Here is a 17,988-nt window from a genome sequence, read left to right on the forward strand (position 1 = left end):
ATTGACGCTTTTAGTAATCAATATTTAAGACATAGCCTCTTATAACCGCGGAAAGACTATGTACTTAGGAATAGATTTAGGCACATCCAGTGTAAAAACAGTGTTAATGGATGAGCTGGGGGCCATTCATGTCTCAGCAAGCAGGCCGCTTAACGTATCCATGCCTAAGCCGTTGTGGTCCGAACAAGATGCTGGCGAGTGGTGGAAGGCAACGTGTGATTGTTTAGATGAGCTATCTGAACAGAATGAATTGTCCAACGTTAAATCGATAGGTTTAAGTGGCCAAATGCATGGAGCAACGCTGCTAGACGAGTCAGGGAACGTACTAAGGCCGGCAATTTTGTGGAACGATGGACGCTGTGCTGCCGAGTGTGAGGAGCTAGGTAAGGCCGTTCCTGATTCAGCTATGCGCACAGGTAACCTCATTATGGCGGGGTTCACCGCACCCAAGCTACTTTGGGTTAAAAAATATGAGCCCGAGGTATTTGAGAAAGTAAGTAAAGTTTTGCTACCCAAAGATTTTTTAAGGTATCAACTGAGTGGCGTGTTTGCATCTGATATGTCTGATGCTGCCGGCACTATGTGGTTGAATACTGAAACGCGCCAATGGGATGACGTGCTATTAGCCGCATGTGGTCTTAGTGTTGATAATATGCCCGCGCTCTTTGAAGGATGTGAAGTTACTGGCACGCTAAAAGCTTCACTGGCTGAGCGTTGGGGAATGCATGATGTCGTGATTGCTGGTGGCGCAGGAGATAATGCTGCTGGCGCGATAGGCTGTGGTATTTTCGAGCCTGGACACGCCATGTTGTCCCTGGGTACCTCAGGAGTCTATTTCGCTGTTACCGACAGGTTTTCAGTGAATACTGCACAAGCGGTTCATAGCTTTTGTCATGCATTGCCTGACAGGTGGCATATGATGTCCGTCATGCTCAGTGCCGCAAGTTGTTTAGAATGGTATTGTCTGCAAAGCGGTTACAAAGACGTAGCCGAAATGATGCAAGATATTCAAGCCAACACCACCCATTTAGATCCAGAAACCCCTTTGTTTTTACCCTACTTAACGGGTGAAAGAACACCCCACAATAACCCTTCCGCAAAAGCCGCTTTTTTTGGTGTGTCAGCATCGACTCGCCGTGTGAACATGGCTCGCGCTGTTGTTGAAGGGGTATCAATGGCGCTTGCAGATGGCATTGATGCCGTACATCAAAGTGGCGTGACGACAACGTCGATTAGCCTTATCGGTGGGGGCGCTAAAAGCATATTCTGGCGACAGCTTCTCAGTGACATCAGTGGCTACGCCTTAGAGTATCGAGAGGGCGGCGATGTAGGGCCAGCCTTGGGAGCCGCGCGATTAGCCAAGCTTGCTGCTAACCCTCAGTTAGTGCCAAGTGATGTTTGTTTTAAGCCGCCTCTTGAAGCGTCTTACCGCCCTCAGAAAGACATTCACAATAAATACCTTATTAAGCGCCAGCAGTTTCGAGAGCTCTATTACGCAGTAGAGCCTTTCTTCTCGTAGCAACGCACGCGAGCTCAAAGCCTACGTCATTTATCACGTATTTTAGAAAAAGGAAAAACCATGAATAACTATTTCGAAAACATCCCTACCATAAAATATGAGGGTGCGGAATCGACTAATCCTCTTGCCTTCAAACACTATAATCCGAAAGAAGAGATAGGTGGGAAAACCATGGAAGAGCACCTGCGGTTCGCGGCGTGCTACTGGCATAATTTCTGTTGGGATGGTGCCGATGTATTTGGTGCTGGTACTTTTAATAGACCTTGGCTTGCTGCCGGTGATCCTATGGAGCGAGCCAAACAAAAAGCCGATGTGGCCTTTTCCTTTTTTGAAAAGCTAGGCGCGCCATTCTATTGCTTTCATGATATTGATGTTGCACCTGAAGGCAATTCAGTTAACGATTACATTCGCAATCTTTCAGAAATGACGGATGTACTTGCACGTAAGCAAGAAGAGACTGGTATGAAGTTGCTTTGGGGCACGGCCAATGTATTTAGTCACCCACGTTACATGTCTGGCGCTGCGACAAACCCGAACCCTGAAATATTCACTCGTGCCGCGACCCAAGTTTATCACGCCATGAACGCAACGAAGGCGCTTGGTGGTGAGAATTATGTTTTGTGGGGTGGACGAGAGGGCTATGAAACGCTTTTAAACACGGATTTAAAACGAGAGCGCCAGCAATTTGGACGCTTCATGAATATGGTAGTAGAGCATAAATACAAAATAGGCTTTGACGGATTATTGTTAATTGAGCCGAAACCGCAAGAGCCTACTAAGCACCAATACGACTACGATACAGCAACTGTTTATGGCTTCTTAAAAGAGTTTGGTTTAGAGAAAGAGTTTGCGGTAAATATTGAAGCGAATCATGCCACGCTCTCTGGACATTCTTTCCATCACGAAATAGCGACAGCTTTTGCGCTAGGTATTTTTGGTTCTATTGATGCGAACCGTGGTGACGCGCAATTAGGGTGGGATACCGATCAATTTCCTAATTCGGTAGAAGAAATGACCCTCATTTGCTATGAAATATTGAAAAATGGTGGCTACACATCGGGCGGCTTTAACTTCGATACCAAGTTACGACGCCAAAGTTTGGATGCAGAAGATCTGTTCTTAGGTCATATAGGTGGAATGGATACCTGTGCGTTGGGTTTAAAGAAAGCATTTGAAATGCTTTCCAATGACGTGCTCTCACAGAATGTGGAAAGTCGTTATGCTGGATGGGGGTCAACAGTGGGTCAGAAGATTTTAGAAGGTAATATGTCTTTAGAATCCCTAGCTGAGCATGCGCGAGCTAATGGTTTAGAGCCTAAGCCGGTCTCTGGAAAACAAGAGGGGCTGGAGAACTACGTAAACCAAATTATTTATAAATAAACGCATGTGAAGAAATAAAAAAGCTGCCAATGGCAGCTTTTTTTTGCTCTATCGATAACGCGCGAGTTTAGTTTGATTTAGGTATCACTATGCAGGTTTACTGTGATAAAGCGTTAACAGCACCTAACACATAAACCAAGGGGGCGTTCCAATTTATAGCAATTTCATTAGTAGAAAAGCTGCACCAATCGTCAATGTAAGAGTCTGCTGGTGCAGGATAAGGATAATCGCATTCATCTTGACGCCCAGCATGTGGGCCTCCAACTAGCATGCCGGGTACAGGTGCTATCACGTCATCACTTGCCGAAATTCGGTGATGGGGCGCCATAGGCGTGAGGCTTCCATATCCCGTAACGAAGCTGTATCCGGTTGGGTTCATGCCAAAGATATAAGAAATACTGTCGTAGACTGCATCTTTATATTTTGCAGTGCCGTTGATTTCGTATGCAGCTAAAAGAATAAAGGCTTTATTGAGAAGCACGCTATTACTTCCCCACACAAAGTCATCTGTTTGCATTGGCACTAAATAAGGTGAGGTGGATACCTGCTCGGTAATTTTCTCAGCCAGTGCGACAAAAGCAGATTCTAGCTTACTAAACTGTGAAGCCGACAGCTTGTCCTGCGCATTTTTCAACAATGAAATCAGGCCTAATGTTTCGACATCAGCCCATCCCGATACACCAAAATTGATTTCACTATTTTCAATTTGACTAAGGTAACGGGTATTTCCTGTGGCGATGTATAACTCGGACGCCGCCCAGAAAAATTCGTCGTCGAATTGGTCATCGCCATACTCGCCACTTTGAACATCGTCAGGTTGTACATAGCGAACATCAGGGTTGAGGGTCGCCCATTGCCACGCTAATTCCGCCTTTTGCAACCATTGGTTGGCCACATCGGGTGCTAGGTCTTTGTAAATACGGCTCGCCATTGCCATTGTGGCGGCGAAATCTAACGTTGCACTTGTGGATACACCAATCATAAACCGCTGCGCATTATCTTCGTGGGGCATTTCAATACCCGCCCATTCTAGCGTAGTGAGCTTATGAAAAACGGCACCGTCGTGGCGCTGCATACTGGCCATCCAGTCTAGATTCCAACGTACTTCGTTTAGTAAATCGGCAACCCCGTCGTTTGATTCTGGGATCGCGATGTCTACCGTTTCATAGTATTGAGGGTAGTGCTCGTAAGCGGCAAGTAACGTATAAGTCGCAATGCCAGCATTAACAATATATTTTCCGTAGTCGCCTGCGTCATACCAGCCCTTTTCAGAGGCCAGATTACTAAGAGTATCCATTGAAGCGGTGGTAGCAGAGGAGTGCACACTCACTTGCGTATCCGGATGACCAGCCGGTCGCTTCCATTGCCCAGCGTATTCTTCACTTAATGCCGTTCCAGAGCGATTAAAGTAATACGACTTTAATGCCGCGCGATGAGCGTCATCATAAATAGTTGGGCTTATTGTAAAAGGCAGAGAGGGCGGTACACCTTCAACGTCTAAGTAAAACTCTCCAAGTTCATCAAAGTCATTAAAACTGGCTAAGCTTAATGATGGGTCATTGCTAAGTTCCCACGAGCTAGTGACTTCCAACTCTCCTTGATAGACAACTTCATCGCTCGTTGAGTGCTTTATTGAAAATTTGCCTGATGCTGACGTTGGTACAAGTGCATGCTTTTTCCCATTAGGTAGGTATCCCACCTGATTGAGTTTAATACTCAATGGCTTTTCTGAGCGAGCATGTTGAAATTTAGCTTTGCCACTCTCATCTGAACATCCATTTATGAACAAGCTAGTTAGACCGGCTAGTAGCAAAAGAAAAAAGGTTCGGTTCATAACGCGCGAACTAACTGACAAAAAGCGATACATTTGAGACCCTAATGTTATGTGGTTTAAGTTGTTATATTTTTGTCAAAATACACAGAAAGGTCGTCTTTCTAAAAGCGCTAAGCGTTTAAATAAACGCTTAATACGTGTATTTAAACGAATATAGACAGGTTTAATTGATGACGAAGAAAAAACATTCTATTTACACAATTTAAGTCAATTCGCTTCTTGCGTCACGTTATTGAACACGTTATAAAACAATAAAAAAGTGTTTGGTTATTAATGAAAGCTGTTTTATTTAACATTCATGATCTCGTCTTACTGTTCACTGTTTTTCAGTGCCTGTTATTTGCTCTTTTTTTAATAACACTCAAGCGCGGAAAAAGGAAAACACATTTTTTGCTCGCCGCCTTTTTACTTTCACAAGCGGCAATTCCGTTAGACAATCTGATTAATTTTGGCGAGGTGTTTCGCTCTATCGCATTGTCTTTTTCACCAAACCTTTTTTACTCATTCGGGCTGGCGTACTGGATTGAAGCGCCATTATTACTTTTCTACATTCGAAGTCTAATATACAAAGACTACGAGTTCAGACGCTACGACCTGCTTTTCTTACTGCCTTTCCTGGTTTATGCCATCTATTTTGCGAACAATTGGTGGCTTGAAGAAGAGGCCGTGAAAATTGCCGCCTTACAGGGTGATACTATAGCCAATACGCCATTCGTAGAACGGGCAATATATCTGTTTCGTGAAACTTTTCGTGTGGCCTGCGGTGTGTTGTGCCTAATGGAACTAAACCGCTATCAGAAGCAGCTTAAACAGCAAGTTGCAGAAACTGAAAGTGTGGATCTGACGTGGTTAAAAGCGCTAGTTATAGGCTTTTTAGTTGTTAGAGTTATTGCCGTAATGACTGCGCTTGCCATTGTTTCTGCGTATGAGTTGGGGCTCTATATCGACCATGAGTTTATAGGTCTAAGTTCAAATTATGCGGTTTTGTTAATGATAACTGGACTAATCTTCTTTAGTGCCGGTTATTCCACCATATTTCGCGGGATTGACAGTAAACTTACCCCCGCGGCCACAAAAGAAAAAGCGAAAATAGACCTTCGGCAGGTGGATAAAATTACCCGTTACATGCATTTAAATAAACCTTATTTGAACCATCTTCTTACATTGGAAAATCTGGCAAACCAATTAGATATCCCTCCTCGGGTTCTCTCTCATATTATTAATCATCATTTTAATAAAAACTTTTTCGAATTTATTAATCACTACCGAATTGAAGAGAGTAAATTACTATTAGAAAGCGAGTCGAACCGCCGCGCGACAATGTTAGACATAATGGATGCTGCGGGCTTTAACAGTAAAGCCACATTTAATACTTTCTTTAAGAAGTTAACAGAGAAAACACCCACCCAGTACCGGAAAGACTACTGGGAATAAGCGGCAATAATTTTGCCGCTTAACAACATGGCTAATAACGCTACGTTTAACCTAGTTGTGCGATAAATTGTGCGTGTTCGGGAAGTACAGACGCTGACTTATCGATCACACTCGCGATATGGGTAAGTCGTTCATCAATCAGTGATGTACTCATTCTATCCACTAACGGGTGATACCCTTCACTTCGTAACCCTTGCCCATGCATCACAGCAAGCCACGATGTTTCGTTAAATAACTCATTGTCTATGCGAAAAATACGACCTGAATCTTTGTATAATTGCATTTTTTGCGTTAACGATTCACTTAATGGGATGTTGCGACAGTATCGCCAAAATTCGCTATCGTTTCTTTCTGTCAAAACATAGTGCAACACGATAAAGTCTCTTATCTGTTCAAACTCTTTTTCCGTCTGGCGGTTGTACATATCGATGTCGCTTTGACAAAACCGATTGTCAGGAAAGAGTGTCATCAACCTTGCTATCGCCGATTGAATTAAATGTAAACCAGTAGACTCTAGCGGCTCAATGAACCCCGCTGATAGCCCTATGCCTAAACAATTGTTAATCCAACTTTGAGGACGCATTCCTGTCTTCCAGGCTAAAAAGTTTGGCTCCGCTAGAGGTTCTCCCTCCAATTGCGCCATGAGCTCATCTAGCACGACATCTTTTTCAGTAAATTTACTCGAGTACACATAGCCATTACCAATTCGATGTTGCAAAGGAATTCGCCATGTCCAGCCTGCCGCTTTCGCTGAAGATTGTGTGTAAGGTTTTAACATGCTATCGGCAGATTTACATGGGATAGCAATGGCACTATCACAGGGCAATAGATCGCTCCAATCGTTAAACGTCGCACCCATTTCTTTTTCCAGTAGCAAACTTCGAAAGCCACTACAGTCAATGTAAAACTCACCGTCAATACACTGCCCATCTTGCAGCGTTAGCGTATTGATATGACCATTGAGGTGTTTTGAAACCGCTTCAACTTTGCCATTAACATGCCGAACTCCACGCTTTACTGCAAAGTCGCGTAAAAAATTAGCGTATAAGGTACTGTCGAAATGATATGCATAACTCATATTGGCGAGGGGGGAATTGCTTTGTGCTTTAACCTTGCCAAATCGCCCACTTTTAGCGGCCATTGCTTCAATGGAATACGAACAAAGATCGCCACCAGCACCTTCGTTAAAGCGCTTAAGCCAAAAATGATGAAATGGTAATGCTTCCATGTTGATACCAAACGAACCGAAAGGATGAAAATAGGCGTGACCTTGATGCTTCCAGTCTTTAAATTCGATACCAAGCTTATACGTCGCGTTAGTTGCACGGATAAAGTCAGTTTCATCAATACCCAAAATTCGGTTGAATAAAGTGATTTGAGGGATGGTCGCCTCGCCCACAGAAACCCCTCTAATGTCCTCGCTTTCGATAAGTGTGACATTACATTTTGATAGATCTAAGACCTTGCTGAGGGTCGCTGCGGTCATCCAGCCTGCAGACCCACCGCCTACAATCACGATAGACTTTATAGACATTGATTGAGACATAACTTCCTCTTTGTATTAAAGACATGCCACTTCTGTGGCATGCCTGGTTTGTTCTCAAAACTTTAAAAAGTCCCTTTGGCGACCAAACTTATTCGGCGATCGTTAACAAACCACGACCGGCCCACTTGATTCCCTTCTGCATCAACTTGCATAGAGGTACGTGTGACCGTATTGCTTAAATTCGTGCCCTGCAAACCCAACTCTATGTTGTCTGAGAAGCGGTAAAAGAACGAACCATCAAGCTGCCCATTTGCTTCATTAAAAATGGGAAGCTGAGTGATGACATCTTTCGTGGTTAACAGGTATTCAGAGCGCCAATTATAAGCCAAGCGGGCGTTAAAGCCGTTTTTCTCATACATAGCAACAATATTCACATTGTCTTTGGAAAGCCCTTCAAGCGGTAAGTTATCAAACGCGATGCCTTCACCTTCAGAAGAGTCTGGTTTGTCTGGCGATAACCCTGGGTTGGGTGAGCCTTCATCTTCCACATAGGTATAGTTAAATTGCAGTCCTAAACCACTCCAGGCGCCGGGTAAAAAATCGAAAAACTGCTGATAAGCAATCTCCACACCTTGAACGCTACCTTCATCGCCATTGGTTGCGCCATCAACTTGAACAATTTGCGACACGCCGTTATTTTCGTATACGCGGTCGGTGGAGCCGTTGATAAAGTAGTTACTTAAATCTTTATAAAAGAATGATGTGGTAAACGAGCCAACGGTTTCTGGAAAATACCATTCAAAGGCGAAGTCGAAGTTATTAGCTTCCATCGGCTTAAGAAAAGGGTTGCCAGATTTCGCGGTATAGCGTTGGTATTGCGCACTGGTTATTTCTCTATCATCGCCTTCACCTGAATATTCAATCTGTAAATTATCGCCCTGTATTTCGACGAAATTACGTAGGTTTCCAAGATCAGGAAGAGCAATGGCTTTGGAATAACCAAAACGCAGCAGCATATCGTCATTTAAATTTAATTTTAGATTGAAGCTTGGCAATAATTTACTGTAATCACTAACTGCCGTTTGTTCTCTTGAAGCAGCATTACCGAATGCCGCTTGGTCAGACGGTAAAAAGTTTTCAGGATCATCATCTTGAACCGCTAGATTATCGGGGAATGTAATAAACCCATCTGTTTCATTCTCAATTTTAACGTAGCGAACCCCAATGTTACCGCTGAAAAAGAGCGATTTTACCTCCCCCTCAAAATTACCTTGAACAAAAAATGCGTTATTTGTTTCGGTCGTCTCATTAATTTCATTTGGTAAGAAATCGCCTATGGTACCTGGTCTACTTGCTAAGGCTACCCAACCTGGAGAAAGGCTAGCGAACGTAGACTCAGCATCACGGTAGTTATCAGCGACAGACTCTTTAGGGAAAAGAAAGGTATTCCCGCCTGATGTTGTTAATACACCACCTCTTGCGAAGTCTTGGAATGAAACGGCCTCGTATAAGTCACCTAGGCCCGCGCCAAGCTCATCACCTTGCGCATCGAACCAAGCATTGCCGTTGCCCGCCCAAGCTTCTGACAACCATCCCCAGTTAAAGGTGGATTGGCGGGTGGTCTGTTGCCTTTTTGCGTAGCGGGTTCCTACTTTCATAGAAGTAAATAGCCCATCTTCGAAGGTATATTTTGCATCTAACGCTATTGCGGTTTCATCACCCTCGTTGGCTGAAATATGGTCCATCGCACTGCGCCAAAAATAATTGTAAGGGTTGGAGAAGTGCGTTTCGTCGCCTGCGTTAGCTGGGTCGGTTAGGAATATATCAGGGGTGCTGTCTCCGTTATTGTTGATTCCAACCACGGCTCGTGTGGCGCCCATTACCGAGAAATCAACAATATCTGACGTTGACTCTACGTATTGTAAGTCTGCGCTAAATGCCCACTCATCATTGGGGCGATACCGTACATTTAATCCAATATCATCAACCACAGAATGTTGCTCTCTGGCGCGTGTAATCATCGCGTGTTGAGCACCGAAAATACCGCCAGGCTGGCGCTCGGCATCATTACCTCTCCAACCTGCGTTAGACGTAATTAACCCCGATTCGAACAGCCCCTGCTCGTCGATATCAAATGTTGTACCTTCTGCTGGGACAAAGTCATTAATAATGGCATCGTCTGCCAATTCAATGGCACGTTCTGTCCACGACAGTGAGGAATCTGACCGGATAAACTGTGCAGTGGCGAGTATAGTGTCGTCTACGTTTTCCCATTGTAGCGCTGCTGCTAGCCCCTGACGCTCTCTAAGGTCTTGTTTTCGGGTTAACCGTGTAGTGCGAGGTACCATCACACTTTCGCCGTCAATTAACTGGTTTTGTGCTTCAAATCGACCGACCTGGGTACCGTCTGATTGCGCTTTAAGGGTGGAATCTGAAAAGTTTAGTAATAAACCCCATTTGCCGTAGTCACTTTCAAACACATCCGAATATAACGCAGAAAAGGTAGGCGTAGTTTTTTCTATAAAATCGCTATAAGTGGCATCCGCAGAAAAGGCTAAAATACGCTTGTCGCTATCAAAGGGCTTGCGAGTGATTAAATTTACGGTACCCGCAATACCTCCCTCAATCATTTCTGCAGATTGATTCTTATATAGTTCGACACCGCCCATTAATTCAGGAGGAACATCCTGAAAACTAAGTCCTCTTCCTGAGTCGGCGGTAAAGGTATCGCGACCATTAAATTCACTTCTCGTGTGGGTCAATCCTCTCACCACAACGCCACTTCCTTCAACGCCGAAATGGTCTGGATCGTTGGCGCCTGCAAAACGTTCGATGGAAACACCAGGCAATCGGACAATAGCCTCTAACACACTCCTGTCAGGCAATGCACCGATATCTTTTGCTGAGATAGCATCAAGGAAGGTATCACCGTAGCGCTTAAGCAACTGTGCGTCTGCTAAGTTTTCCTTTATTCCTCGCACCTCAATGACTTCAAGGTCTTCTGTATTTTCGTCAGTTTGGCTTTTTTTAATGTCCTCTGAGGGTAAATTTGATTGCGCAAGGGCGTGCTGGGGTTGAAAAGCTAATAGCGTACTTAAGAGAGCGCTAGAAACAAGTGAGAGTTTAAAGCTAGGCTTTCTCACTATATTAGTTATCGTTGATTTATTGTGTGTTTTCATTTTTTTCCCTAGTCATATTTCTAGTAAACACCAAAGCGTTTAATCTCCATTTAAAAATAACAACATAAATACAACATTTCGCCCAACGTAGATGTGAACGACTAATTTGAACGGTAGGTTTCATTAAAAAACTGGGTTTTAATTTCAAGTTGTTGATTATAATGGGTTAAAAAAATAGTTCAAAGTTGTGAAAAACGTATAAATGAACGCGACTTAAGGATGGTGTGGGCAATAAATAAATGTATTTGTTACATTTTGTTATCATCTTAATGTGGTAGAGGTAGCAGTTTTGTTGAGGTTGCTAACCATATTGGGCGTTGTAGATTTTGTCAGTGCCCTTTCCCATTGATCTGAAATGACGCTAACGTTCAAATACACCAAAGTAACTTTGTTTTGACGATTTTTCCCTTTCAAACGGTTAGCGTAACCGTCCCATAGGAAAGACATGAGACATTTACATTCATGAATCGAATAATCAAAAAACTGCCTGAGCGAATTCTTATATCCGCCTGCTTTTTACTTACTTCCCACAGTTATGCTGAAACACTGCCATTCCAAAACCAATCGCTGCCGGTTGAGACTCGTGTCGCAGATTTAGTTGACCGGTTAACTTTGGAAGAAAAGGTGAGTCAATTATTTGATAAATCGCCAGCAATAGAGCGACTTTCCATTCCTGAGTACTATTGGTGGAACGAGGCGTTACACGGTGTAGCAAGAGCTGGTAAAGCAACGGTATTCCCTCAAGCGATTGGTATGGCTGCAACCTTCGATGAGCCCCTTATCTATCGGATAGCGTCTACTATTTCAGACGAAGGGCGTGCTAAACACCACGCGTTTTTACGGGAAGATACTAACGCGATGTACACAGGCCTTACTTATTGGTCTCCTAATATTAATATCTTTCGCGATCCTAGGTGGGGCAGAGGCCAAGAAACCTACGGAGAGGATCCGTATTTAACTTCCCGAATGGCGGTCAATTTTGTAAAAGGCCTTGAAGGTGATGACTCAAACTACCTTAAATCGGTAGCAACCTTGAAACATTATGCGGTGCACAGCGGACCTGAAGTTTCTCGACACAGTGACGATTACGCTGCCTCCGAGAAAGATCTGACTGAAACCTATCTCAGAGCCTTTGAAGATACCATTGCAGCTACCAATGTATCATCTGTAATGTGTGCATATAATCGAGTAAACGGCTCTCCTGCCTGTGGTAGTGAAGAACTACTTCAAAATGGCCTACGAGAAAGGTTCAATTTCTCCGGTTATGTTGTGTCCGATTGCGGCGCTATTGCTGACTTTTATGATGAAAATTCCCATCATGTCGTCGATAGCCCTGCTCAAGCGGCAGCGACTGCTTTAAAATCTGGCACAGACTTAAATTGCGGAGACCACCACGGCAACACCTTTAGTTATCTAAATGAAGCTATCTCCGAAGACTTGGTTGATGAAAGTGATGTTGACAGAGCGCTTACTCGACTACTGACTGCCCGGATGAAGCTGGGACTGTTTGATAAAAGCAGTAAACATGCTTATACCAAAATCCCTATGTCTGTGGTAGGTGCTAAAACCCATACGGAATTGGCACGTGAAGCGGCAGAAAAATCCATGGTGTTACTTAAAAACGATGGTGTGTTGCCCCTAAAACGCAATAGCAAAATAGCACTTATCGGGCCGAATGCTGACAATCCCGCCATACTTGTAGGTAATTACCATGGCACTCCTGTGCAACCTGTCACCCCGAAAGAAGCTTTTTCGCAGGCACTGCCTTCAGACCAACTAGGTTACGCACCAGGGAGCAGCATTACGGAAAATATATTTACGCATTTTAATTCTGTGCCTGCGACTGTTTTCACCCATGTAAATATGCAAGGTGAGTCAATCCCAGGTTTAGTCGCTAAATATTACCCATCAAGTCATTTCAATCTTCAGCCTAGCAAGCGCCGAATTGAAAAAAACATCGATATTACGAACGCAGACATACCATTTAATAAGTCTTCAAATCAGGAGTTTGCAGTGCGATGGGCAGGCAAAATCACCCCGCAAGAATCTGGAAATTATTACTTTAAAATGAAAAATGTCGAGGTCTATTTAGACGAAGAACTGATAACCGAAAGTCGCTATCTTGAGGCAGGTAAGTCCTATGATTTTAAGGCTGAATCGCTCATTCAGCGGTTCTGGCACAGTAATGTGATTGAACCAGAAATCAGTTTCAAATGGTTAATAGAAGATAAAAACTTAGAGAGTGAAGCTATTAGAGTGGCAAAGCAGGCTGATGTTATCGTTTTTGTTGGTGGTATTAGCGCTGAATTGGAGGGAGAAGAAATGCCGCTGGAGATTGATGGGTTCTCTCATGGAGATAGAACCAACATTAAACTACCTAAAAGCCAATCATCACTACTAAAAGCCCTTCATAAATTGGGCAAACCCATGGTGATGATTAACATGAGCGGAAGTGCAATAGCACTAAACTGGGAGGATAAAAACCTCAACGCTATCATTCAAGGTTTCTATCCTGGGGAGCAAACCGGGCCGGCATTGCTGAATCTTCTTTATGGTAATACCAGCCCTTCAGGCAGGCTGCCAGTTACTTTTTATCAGTCTGTCGACGACTTACCCGACTTTAAAAATTACAGTATGGTAAATCGAACCTATAAGTACTACGAGGGTACGCCGCTTTATCCGTTTGGATATGGTCTTAGCTATGCAGACTTTCATTACGAAAAGCTAAAAGTCACCCGTTCCGAAAAAGGGCTTAGTATTGCCGCCACGTTGTCCAACAAAAGTGATGTAGATGCCCAAGAAGTTGTTCAAGTGTACCTTGGAATGCCAGATGCACCCACTCGCACGCCACAGCGAGAGTTAGTCGCCTTTAAACGAGTGAATTTAGAGGGTGGGGATAGTCAGTCAGTGCAATTCACCATTAATGATTCACAACTTGTTTATGTTGACGAACAGGGGCATCGCCAACCTTATATGGGTAAGTTACTTGTCACTGTAGGTGGGGGGCAAGGTGTAAAACGTAACGATAACGTTGTGCAGCATGCCATTAATCTTCCCTAATATGATGTTCGTTCATCCATAATCAATGGGTGAACAACCATCCTTGTTATTCTGAAATAGTCAGTGCCTCAACGATGGCACTGCCTATTTCAATCAACGTTAAAGCACCCTTGTAGTTTATCCATTAATACAACAAGTTGCTTCGCTTCAGTTTTTGACATGCCATCTAGTTTGCATAGCATTTGCGCAGGCACATCAAGTGCTTTCAGCTTGGCGTTTTCACCTGCTTTCGACAGCACTACGCGGCGTACACGCTTATCATGTTCATCTTTAACCACACTCAATAATTCTTTTTGTTCTAGCTTTTTAAGGATCAGTGTCATAGCGCCGCCGTCTATCACGGTTTTATCGAGTAGCTCGGCAATAGTCACATTAGATTGTTCCCACAAAGCCATCATCACAACGTACTGTGGATAGGTAATATCAAGGCTTTTCAGTAGGGGACGATAGGCGCGAGTAAATGCATTAGATAGCGTATAAAAACGATGGCACAACTGGCTTTCTAACTTAAGCGAGTCGGGCCTAAGCGCTTTTGATGAAAGTGCTTCCGATGAAAGCGCTTCAGCGCCTGAATCGTTGGGCGTATATTCATCAAGCCTAGCTTTGTCAGACATGCGTGCTCCAGAAAAGGGTGTAGCGGGTAAAAATGGTATGATTAATATTTTGCATGCAAAGGACTTGATCTTCAAGCTGCATTAGTGTTAATTTATTTTGCATGCAAAATAAATTGCATTTCTTATTCATCATTTATATTCAATTGAATACTCAATTTGAGCAAGACCAAAGAGGATTTATACAATGCACACACTTCAACAGGTGGTTTATACCGGTACGGCAACGGCAACAGGTGGTCGTGAAGGTACAGCAAAATCAAGCGACGGAAGCTTAGACGTTACTCTTTCAACACCAAAAGCACTAGGTGGCGCGGGTGGCAGTGGCACTAACCCAGAGCAAATGTTTGCAGCTGGCTATTCAGCATGTTTCATAGGTGCGCTCAAGCATGTCGCTGCGGCGGAAAAAATTAAATTGGGCAGCGATATTAGTGTAACGGGCGATGTATCTATTGGGCCTATCGAAGTCGGTTTTGCTATTGCAGTAAAACTAAGCGTCGATTTAGGTGATATGGAGAAATCTGTAGCAGAAAGCTTAGTGGCTAAAGCGCACCAAGTATGCCCATACTCAAATGCCACACGTGGCAATATTGATGTGCAAATTTCAGTAGCCTAGACATCTTAATACCTTTCTTCCCCTTGATCATCTGTGTAGCTGCAAAGGCAAGGGAAAGAGGGGAAGCGTTAATTTAACCGCTGGTGTCGTTGCTTGTCGTTTTGGGCTTAAGCATTCAGGTACTTCTTTGTTATTATGGGCAAGACAGAAAAAATAACAGGAAGTATTATGAAGAATATAGGCTGGGTAGCCATTTGTGCGCCTATGTTGTTTGCGTGTAGCGAACAACCCTCACAAGAAACTACAACTCCATCAGCGGTTTCTGATAGCGCGGATAGCAAAATTGCTGCCGAGAGCGCAGTATCTAAAGTAGATGTGATCAGTGAAATAGAAGCGGGTAAAGATTACCACTCATTCGCTAACCCATTAGAAGTACGGGTAACCCACTTAGATTTAGACCTAACGGCAGATTTTGAAACGTCGAAATTATCCGGCAGTGCTACACTAACCGTTGAGCGCAGTGCGCCTAACTTCAATACGGTTGTTCTTGATACTCGTGCACTGGATATTGCATCGGTAACCGTTAACGATGAAGCCGTGCCTTTTGATATGGGCGACGCCGATCCTGAACTTGGCACGCCACTTTCTGTTGAATTGCCTGAAGGTGCAGATAAGCTAACGATTGCTTATTCTACCTCGCCTGAAGCGTCGGGTGTACAGTGGTTAACCCCAGCGCAGACCGCTGGAAAGCAACATCCTTTCTTATTTACCCAAGCTCAAGCCATGCATGCGAGAAGCTTTATTCCACTGCAAGACTCTCCACAAGTTCGGGTAACCTACACGGCCACTATTCATACACCTGAAGCTCTATTGGCAGTGATGAGTGCTTCTAACGATCCTACTACGGCTCGTGATGGTGAGTACTCGTTTACTATGCCGCAGCCTGTACCGTCTTACTTAATTGCATTGGCAATTGGGGATTTAAAATTTAAGCCAATGGGCGAGCGCACGGGCGTTTATGCTGAACCTAGTGTGTTAGATGCCGCGGCGAAAGAGTTTGAAGATACCGAGGCCATGTTAGAAGTAACAGAAAAAACCTATGGTCCGTATCAATGGGATCGTTACGATTTACTGATTTTACCGCCTTCTTTCCCGTTTGGTGGTATGGAGAACCCACGCTTATCGTTTATTACGCCTACCGTTATCGCTGGCGATAAAAGCTTAGTGTCACTGATTGCGCATGAATTAGCGCATAGCTGGTCAGGTAATACGGTGACCAATGCCACGTGGCGCGACCTGTGGTTAAACGAAGGTTTCACCACCTATTTAACCTACCGTATTATGGAAATGATCTACGGCCACGACCGATTTAAAAAAGAAGCGGTGCTGGGATACCAAGATTTACAAAACGACATACAAGCACTAAACGAAGAAGATGAAATTTTAGCTATCGATCTTCGCGGAAGAAATCCAGACGATGTTTTCTCTAATATTCCTTACGAAAAAGGCGCGCTCTTTTTACGTGAAATTGAAAACAAAATTGGTCGTGAGAATTTTGATGCTTTCTTAATGCAGTATTTTGAAGATTTTGAGTTTAAGAGCATTACCACTGATACATTTTTGGCCTATTTGGATGAAACCTTATTAGCGCAATACCCAGATAAGTTGAGCAAAGCACGTATCGATACGTGGGTATTTGAGCCTGGAATTCCTGAAGGGGCACCTGTGCCAGAGTCTGATGCCTTCGATAAAATCGATACCACTCGCAGTGCTTGGTTAGCCGGTGAAGTAGAGGCGATAAATATTGATACCGAGCTATGGACTGTGCACGAATGGTTATATTTCTTAAACAATATGCCAAATGAACTATCAGCGCAGCAACTAGCTGAATTAGATGCGGCGTTCTCGTTAACCACCACGCAAAATAACGAAATAGCCCACAGTTGGTTGATGATTGCGGTGGCAAATGAATACAAACCGGCCTACGACAGATTGTACGAGTACCTTGTTAAGATTGGTCGTAACAAGTTAGTTAAACCCCTGTATCGCGAGTTATCGAAAACTCCAGAAGGCAAAGCATTTGCCAAGCGTGCGTTTGAAGAAGCAAAGCCGGGTTATCATCCTTTAACCATAAGAGCTAATGAAGGCTTTGTGGAATAAAAGCGATCTTTACAAGTCTTAAGGCGTAGAACTAATTAGGTAGCATCGGTAGCACTAACGGGATTGTTAGCGCTACTGGTGACTCATGTTACCAATGCAATTGGTTCATGTAGCTAATACGCAATTAAGGAGACTGTATGTATACGCAAAAACTACAACCTGATTCTTCATTTCCCGATGTGCAAGTAACGCTGAGCACGGGTGAGGCTGTTTCATTGAGCAGCAAACGTGAAGGCTGTGATTGGAAAATGGTGGTTGTTTATCGTGGCAAGCACTGTCCAATCTGCACCAAATATTTAAACGCGCTTGAAGACTACAAAGGGCGTTTGTTAGCGTTAGGCGTTGATTTAATCGCGGTATCTGCTGACAGTCAATCTCAGTTGAAAGAGCACCTTGAAGACCTATCAATTACGTTCCCTATTGCTTCGGGCTTAAGCGAAGAAGATATGAAGGGGTTAGGTATATACATCTCGGTGCCTCGCAGCGAAAAGGAAACCGACCACAATTTCGCTGAGCCTGCCTTGTTTATTGTAAATCAAGACAACACAATTCAAATCAGTGAGCTGGCGAATGCGCCTTTTGTACGCCCTGATTTAGAACAGCTGGTATCAGGTTTGGAATTTATTCGCGATCCAGAAAATGACTATCCCATTCGTGGCACCTTTAGCGGATAGCTTTAATGAATAGCTTTGATGGATAGCTTTAATGAATAACTTTAACGGCGAGTGAAGTTGCTGTTTAAGTAATTTTTTTAGAACCCAAAAGCCCG

The 17,988-nt window shown here is 43.8% G+C and carries 12 protein-coding genes; 7 read left to right on the forward strand and 5 right to left on the reverse strand.

The features are described from left to right. The first annotated feature begins 58 nt into the window (after positions 1 to 58). Both xylB and xylA read left to right on the forward strand, forming a co-directional pair. A complete protein-coding gene (gene xylB / locus ALT761_RS03925) occupies positions 59 to 1,519 on the forward strand; it encodes a xylulokinase (protein WP_129736695.1) in 1,461 nt (486 codons plus the stop codon). 60 nt (positions 1,520 to 1,579) lie between these two features. Continuing rightward, entirely contained in the window at positions 1,580 to 2,899 is a 1,320-nt protein-coding gene (xylA, locus tag ALT761_RS03930; RefSeq protein ID WP_129736697.1) for a xylose isomerase, read from the forward strand. A 97-nt stretch (positions 2,900 to 2,996) separates the two neighbouring features. Here xylA and ALT761_RS03935 read toward each other — a convergent pair whose 3' ends face one another. Then, positions 2,997 to 4,733 carry a glycoside hydrolase family 9 protein gene (locus ALT761_RS03935; protein ID WP_172602841.1) on the reverse strand — a complete coding sequence of 579 codons (1,737 nt, stop codon included), beginning with the start codon at positions 4,731 to 4,733 and terminating at the stop codon, positions 2,997 to 2,999. Between the two features lie 390 nt (positions 4,734 to 5,123). On the opposite strand from ALT761_RS03935, the gene ALT761_RS03940 reads away from it, so the two are divergent. Continuing rightward, positions 5,124 to 6,167 carry a helix-turn-helix domain-containing protein gene (locus ALT761_RS03940; RefSeq protein WP_232043530.1) on the forward strand — a complete coding sequence of 348 codons (1,044 nt, stop codon included), beginning with the start codon at positions 5,124 to 5,126 and terminating at the stop codon, positions 6,165 to 6,167. 46 nt (positions 6,168 to 6,213) lie between these two features. On the opposite strand, the gene ALT761_RS03945 is transcribed toward ALT761_RS03940, so the two are convergent. The 3 genes from ALT761_RS03945 to ALT761_RS03955 form a co-directional block, all read right to left on the reverse strand. After that, a complete protein-coding gene (locus ALT761_RS03945) occupies positions 6,214 to 7,713 on the reverse strand; it encodes a tryptophan halogenase family protein (RefSeq protein WP_129736703.1) in 1,500 nt (499 codons plus the stop codon). 62 nt (positions 7,714 to 7,775) lie between these two features. Then, positions 7,776 to 10,832: a TonB-dependent receptor gene (locus tag ALT761_RS03950; protein ID WP_129736705.1), complete on the reverse strand. Its 3,057-nt coding sequence runs from the start codon at positions 10,830 to 10,832 to the stop codon at positions 7,776 to 7,778. 261 nt (positions 10,833 to 11,093) lie between these two features. Next, positions 11,094 to 11,279 (reverse strand): hypothetical protein, encoded by a 186-nt coding sequence (locus ALT761_RS03955; RefSeq protein ID WP_129736707.1) that lies wholly within the window; start codon positions 11,277 to 11,279, stop codon positions 11,094 to 11,096. A 15-nt stretch (positions 11,280 to 11,294) separates the two neighbouring features. Between ALT761_RS03955 and ALT761_RS03960 the strand changes: the two genes are divergently transcribed. Beyond that, on the forward strand, positions 11,295 to 13,892 hold the full coding sequence (locus ALT761_RS03960; RefSeq protein WP_129736709.1) for a glycoside hydrolase family 3 C-terminal domain-containing protein: 2,598 nt from the start codon (positions 11,295 to 11,297) through the stop codon (positions 13,890 to 13,892). An 89-nt stretch (positions 13,893 to 13,981) separates the two neighbouring features. On the opposite strand, the gene ALT761_RS03965 is transcribed toward ALT761_RS03960, so the two are convergent. Then, entirely contained in the window at positions 13,982 to 14,506 is a 525-nt protein-coding gene (locus ALT761_RS03965) for a MarR family winged helix-turn-helix transcriptional regulator (protein ID WP_232043531.1), read from the reverse strand. A gap of 184 nt (positions 14,507 to 14,690) precedes the next feature. Here ALT761_RS03965 and ALT761_RS03970 point away from each other — a divergent pair, with 184 nt between their 5' ends. The 3 genes from ALT761_RS03970 (at position 14,691) to ALT761_RS03980 (ending at position 17,893) form a co-directional block, all read left to right on the forward strand. Continuing rightward, positions 14,691 to 15,119 (forward strand): organic hydroperoxide resistance protein, encoded by a 429-nt coding sequence (locus tag ALT761_RS03970; protein WP_129736711.1) that lies wholly within the window; start codon positions 14,691 to 14,693, stop codon positions 15,117 to 15,119. Between the two features lie 168 nt (positions 15,120 to 15,287). Beyond that, a complete protein-coding gene (locus ALT761_RS03975; protein ID WP_129736713.1) occupies positions 15,288 to 17,219 on the forward strand; it encodes a M1 family metallopeptidase in 1,932 nt (643 codons plus the stop codon). Positions 17,220 to 17,356: 137 nt separating this feature from the next. Then, a complete protein-coding gene (locus ALT761_RS03980; protein WP_129736715.1) occupies positions 17,357 to 17,893 on the forward strand; it encodes a peroxiredoxin-like family protein in 537 nt (178 codons plus the stop codon). Positions 17,894 to 17,988: the final 95 nt, after the last annotated feature.

Source organism: Alteromonas sp. 76-1 (assembly GCF_900654235.1).
GTDB classification, from domain to species: Bacteria; Pseudomonadota; Gammaproteobacteria; order Enterobacterales; family Alteromonadaceae; genus Alteromonas; species Alteromonas naphthalenivorans.

Excerpts from the sequence above, each read along its gene's own strand:
- ALT761_RS03960 (WP_129736709.1), top strand. The coding sequence starts at position 11,295 with ATGAATCGAATAATCAAAAAACTGCCTGAGCGAATTCTTATATCCGCC.
- ALT761_RS03945 (WP_129736703.1), bottom strand. The coding sequence starts at position 7,713 with ATGTCTCAATCAATGTCTATAAAGTCTATCGTGATTGTAGGCGGTGGG.
- xylA (WP_129736697.1), top strand. The coding sequence starts at position 1,580 with ATGAATAACTATTTCGAAAACATCCCTACCATAAAATATGAGGGTGCG.
- xylB (WP_129736695.1), top strand. The coding sequence starts at position 59 with ATGTACTTAGGAATAGATTTAGGCACATCCAGTGTAAAAACAGTGTTA.
- ALT761_RS03975 (WP_129736713.1), top strand. The coding sequence starts at position 15,288 with ATGAAGAATATAGGCTGGGTAGCCATTTGTGCGCCTATGTTGTTTGCG.
- ALT761_RS03955 (WP_129736707.1), bottom strand. The coding sequence starts at position 11,279 with ATGTCTTTCCTATGGGACGGTTACGCTAACCGTTTGAAAGGGAAAAAT.
- ALT761_RS03950 (WP_129736705.1), bottom strand. The coding sequence starts at position 10,832 with ATGAAAACACACAATAAATCAACGATAACTAATATAGTGAGAAAGCCT.
- ALT761_RS03980 (WP_129736715.1), top strand. The coding sequence starts at position 17,357 with ATGTATACGCAAAAACTACAACCTGATTCTTCATTTCCCGATGTGCAA.
- ALT761_RS03935 (WP_172602841.1), bottom strand. The coding sequence starts at position 4,733 with ATGAACCGAACCTTTTTTCTTTTGCTACTAGCCGGTCTAACTAGCTTG.
- ALT761_RS03970 (WP_129736711.1), top strand. The coding sequence starts at position 14,691 with ATGCACACACTTCAACAGGTGGTTTATACCGGTACGGCAACGGCAACA.
- ALT761_RS03965 (WP_232043531.1), bottom strand. The coding sequence starts at position 14,506 with ATGTCTGACAAAGCTAGGCTTGATGAATATACGCCCAACGATTCAGGC.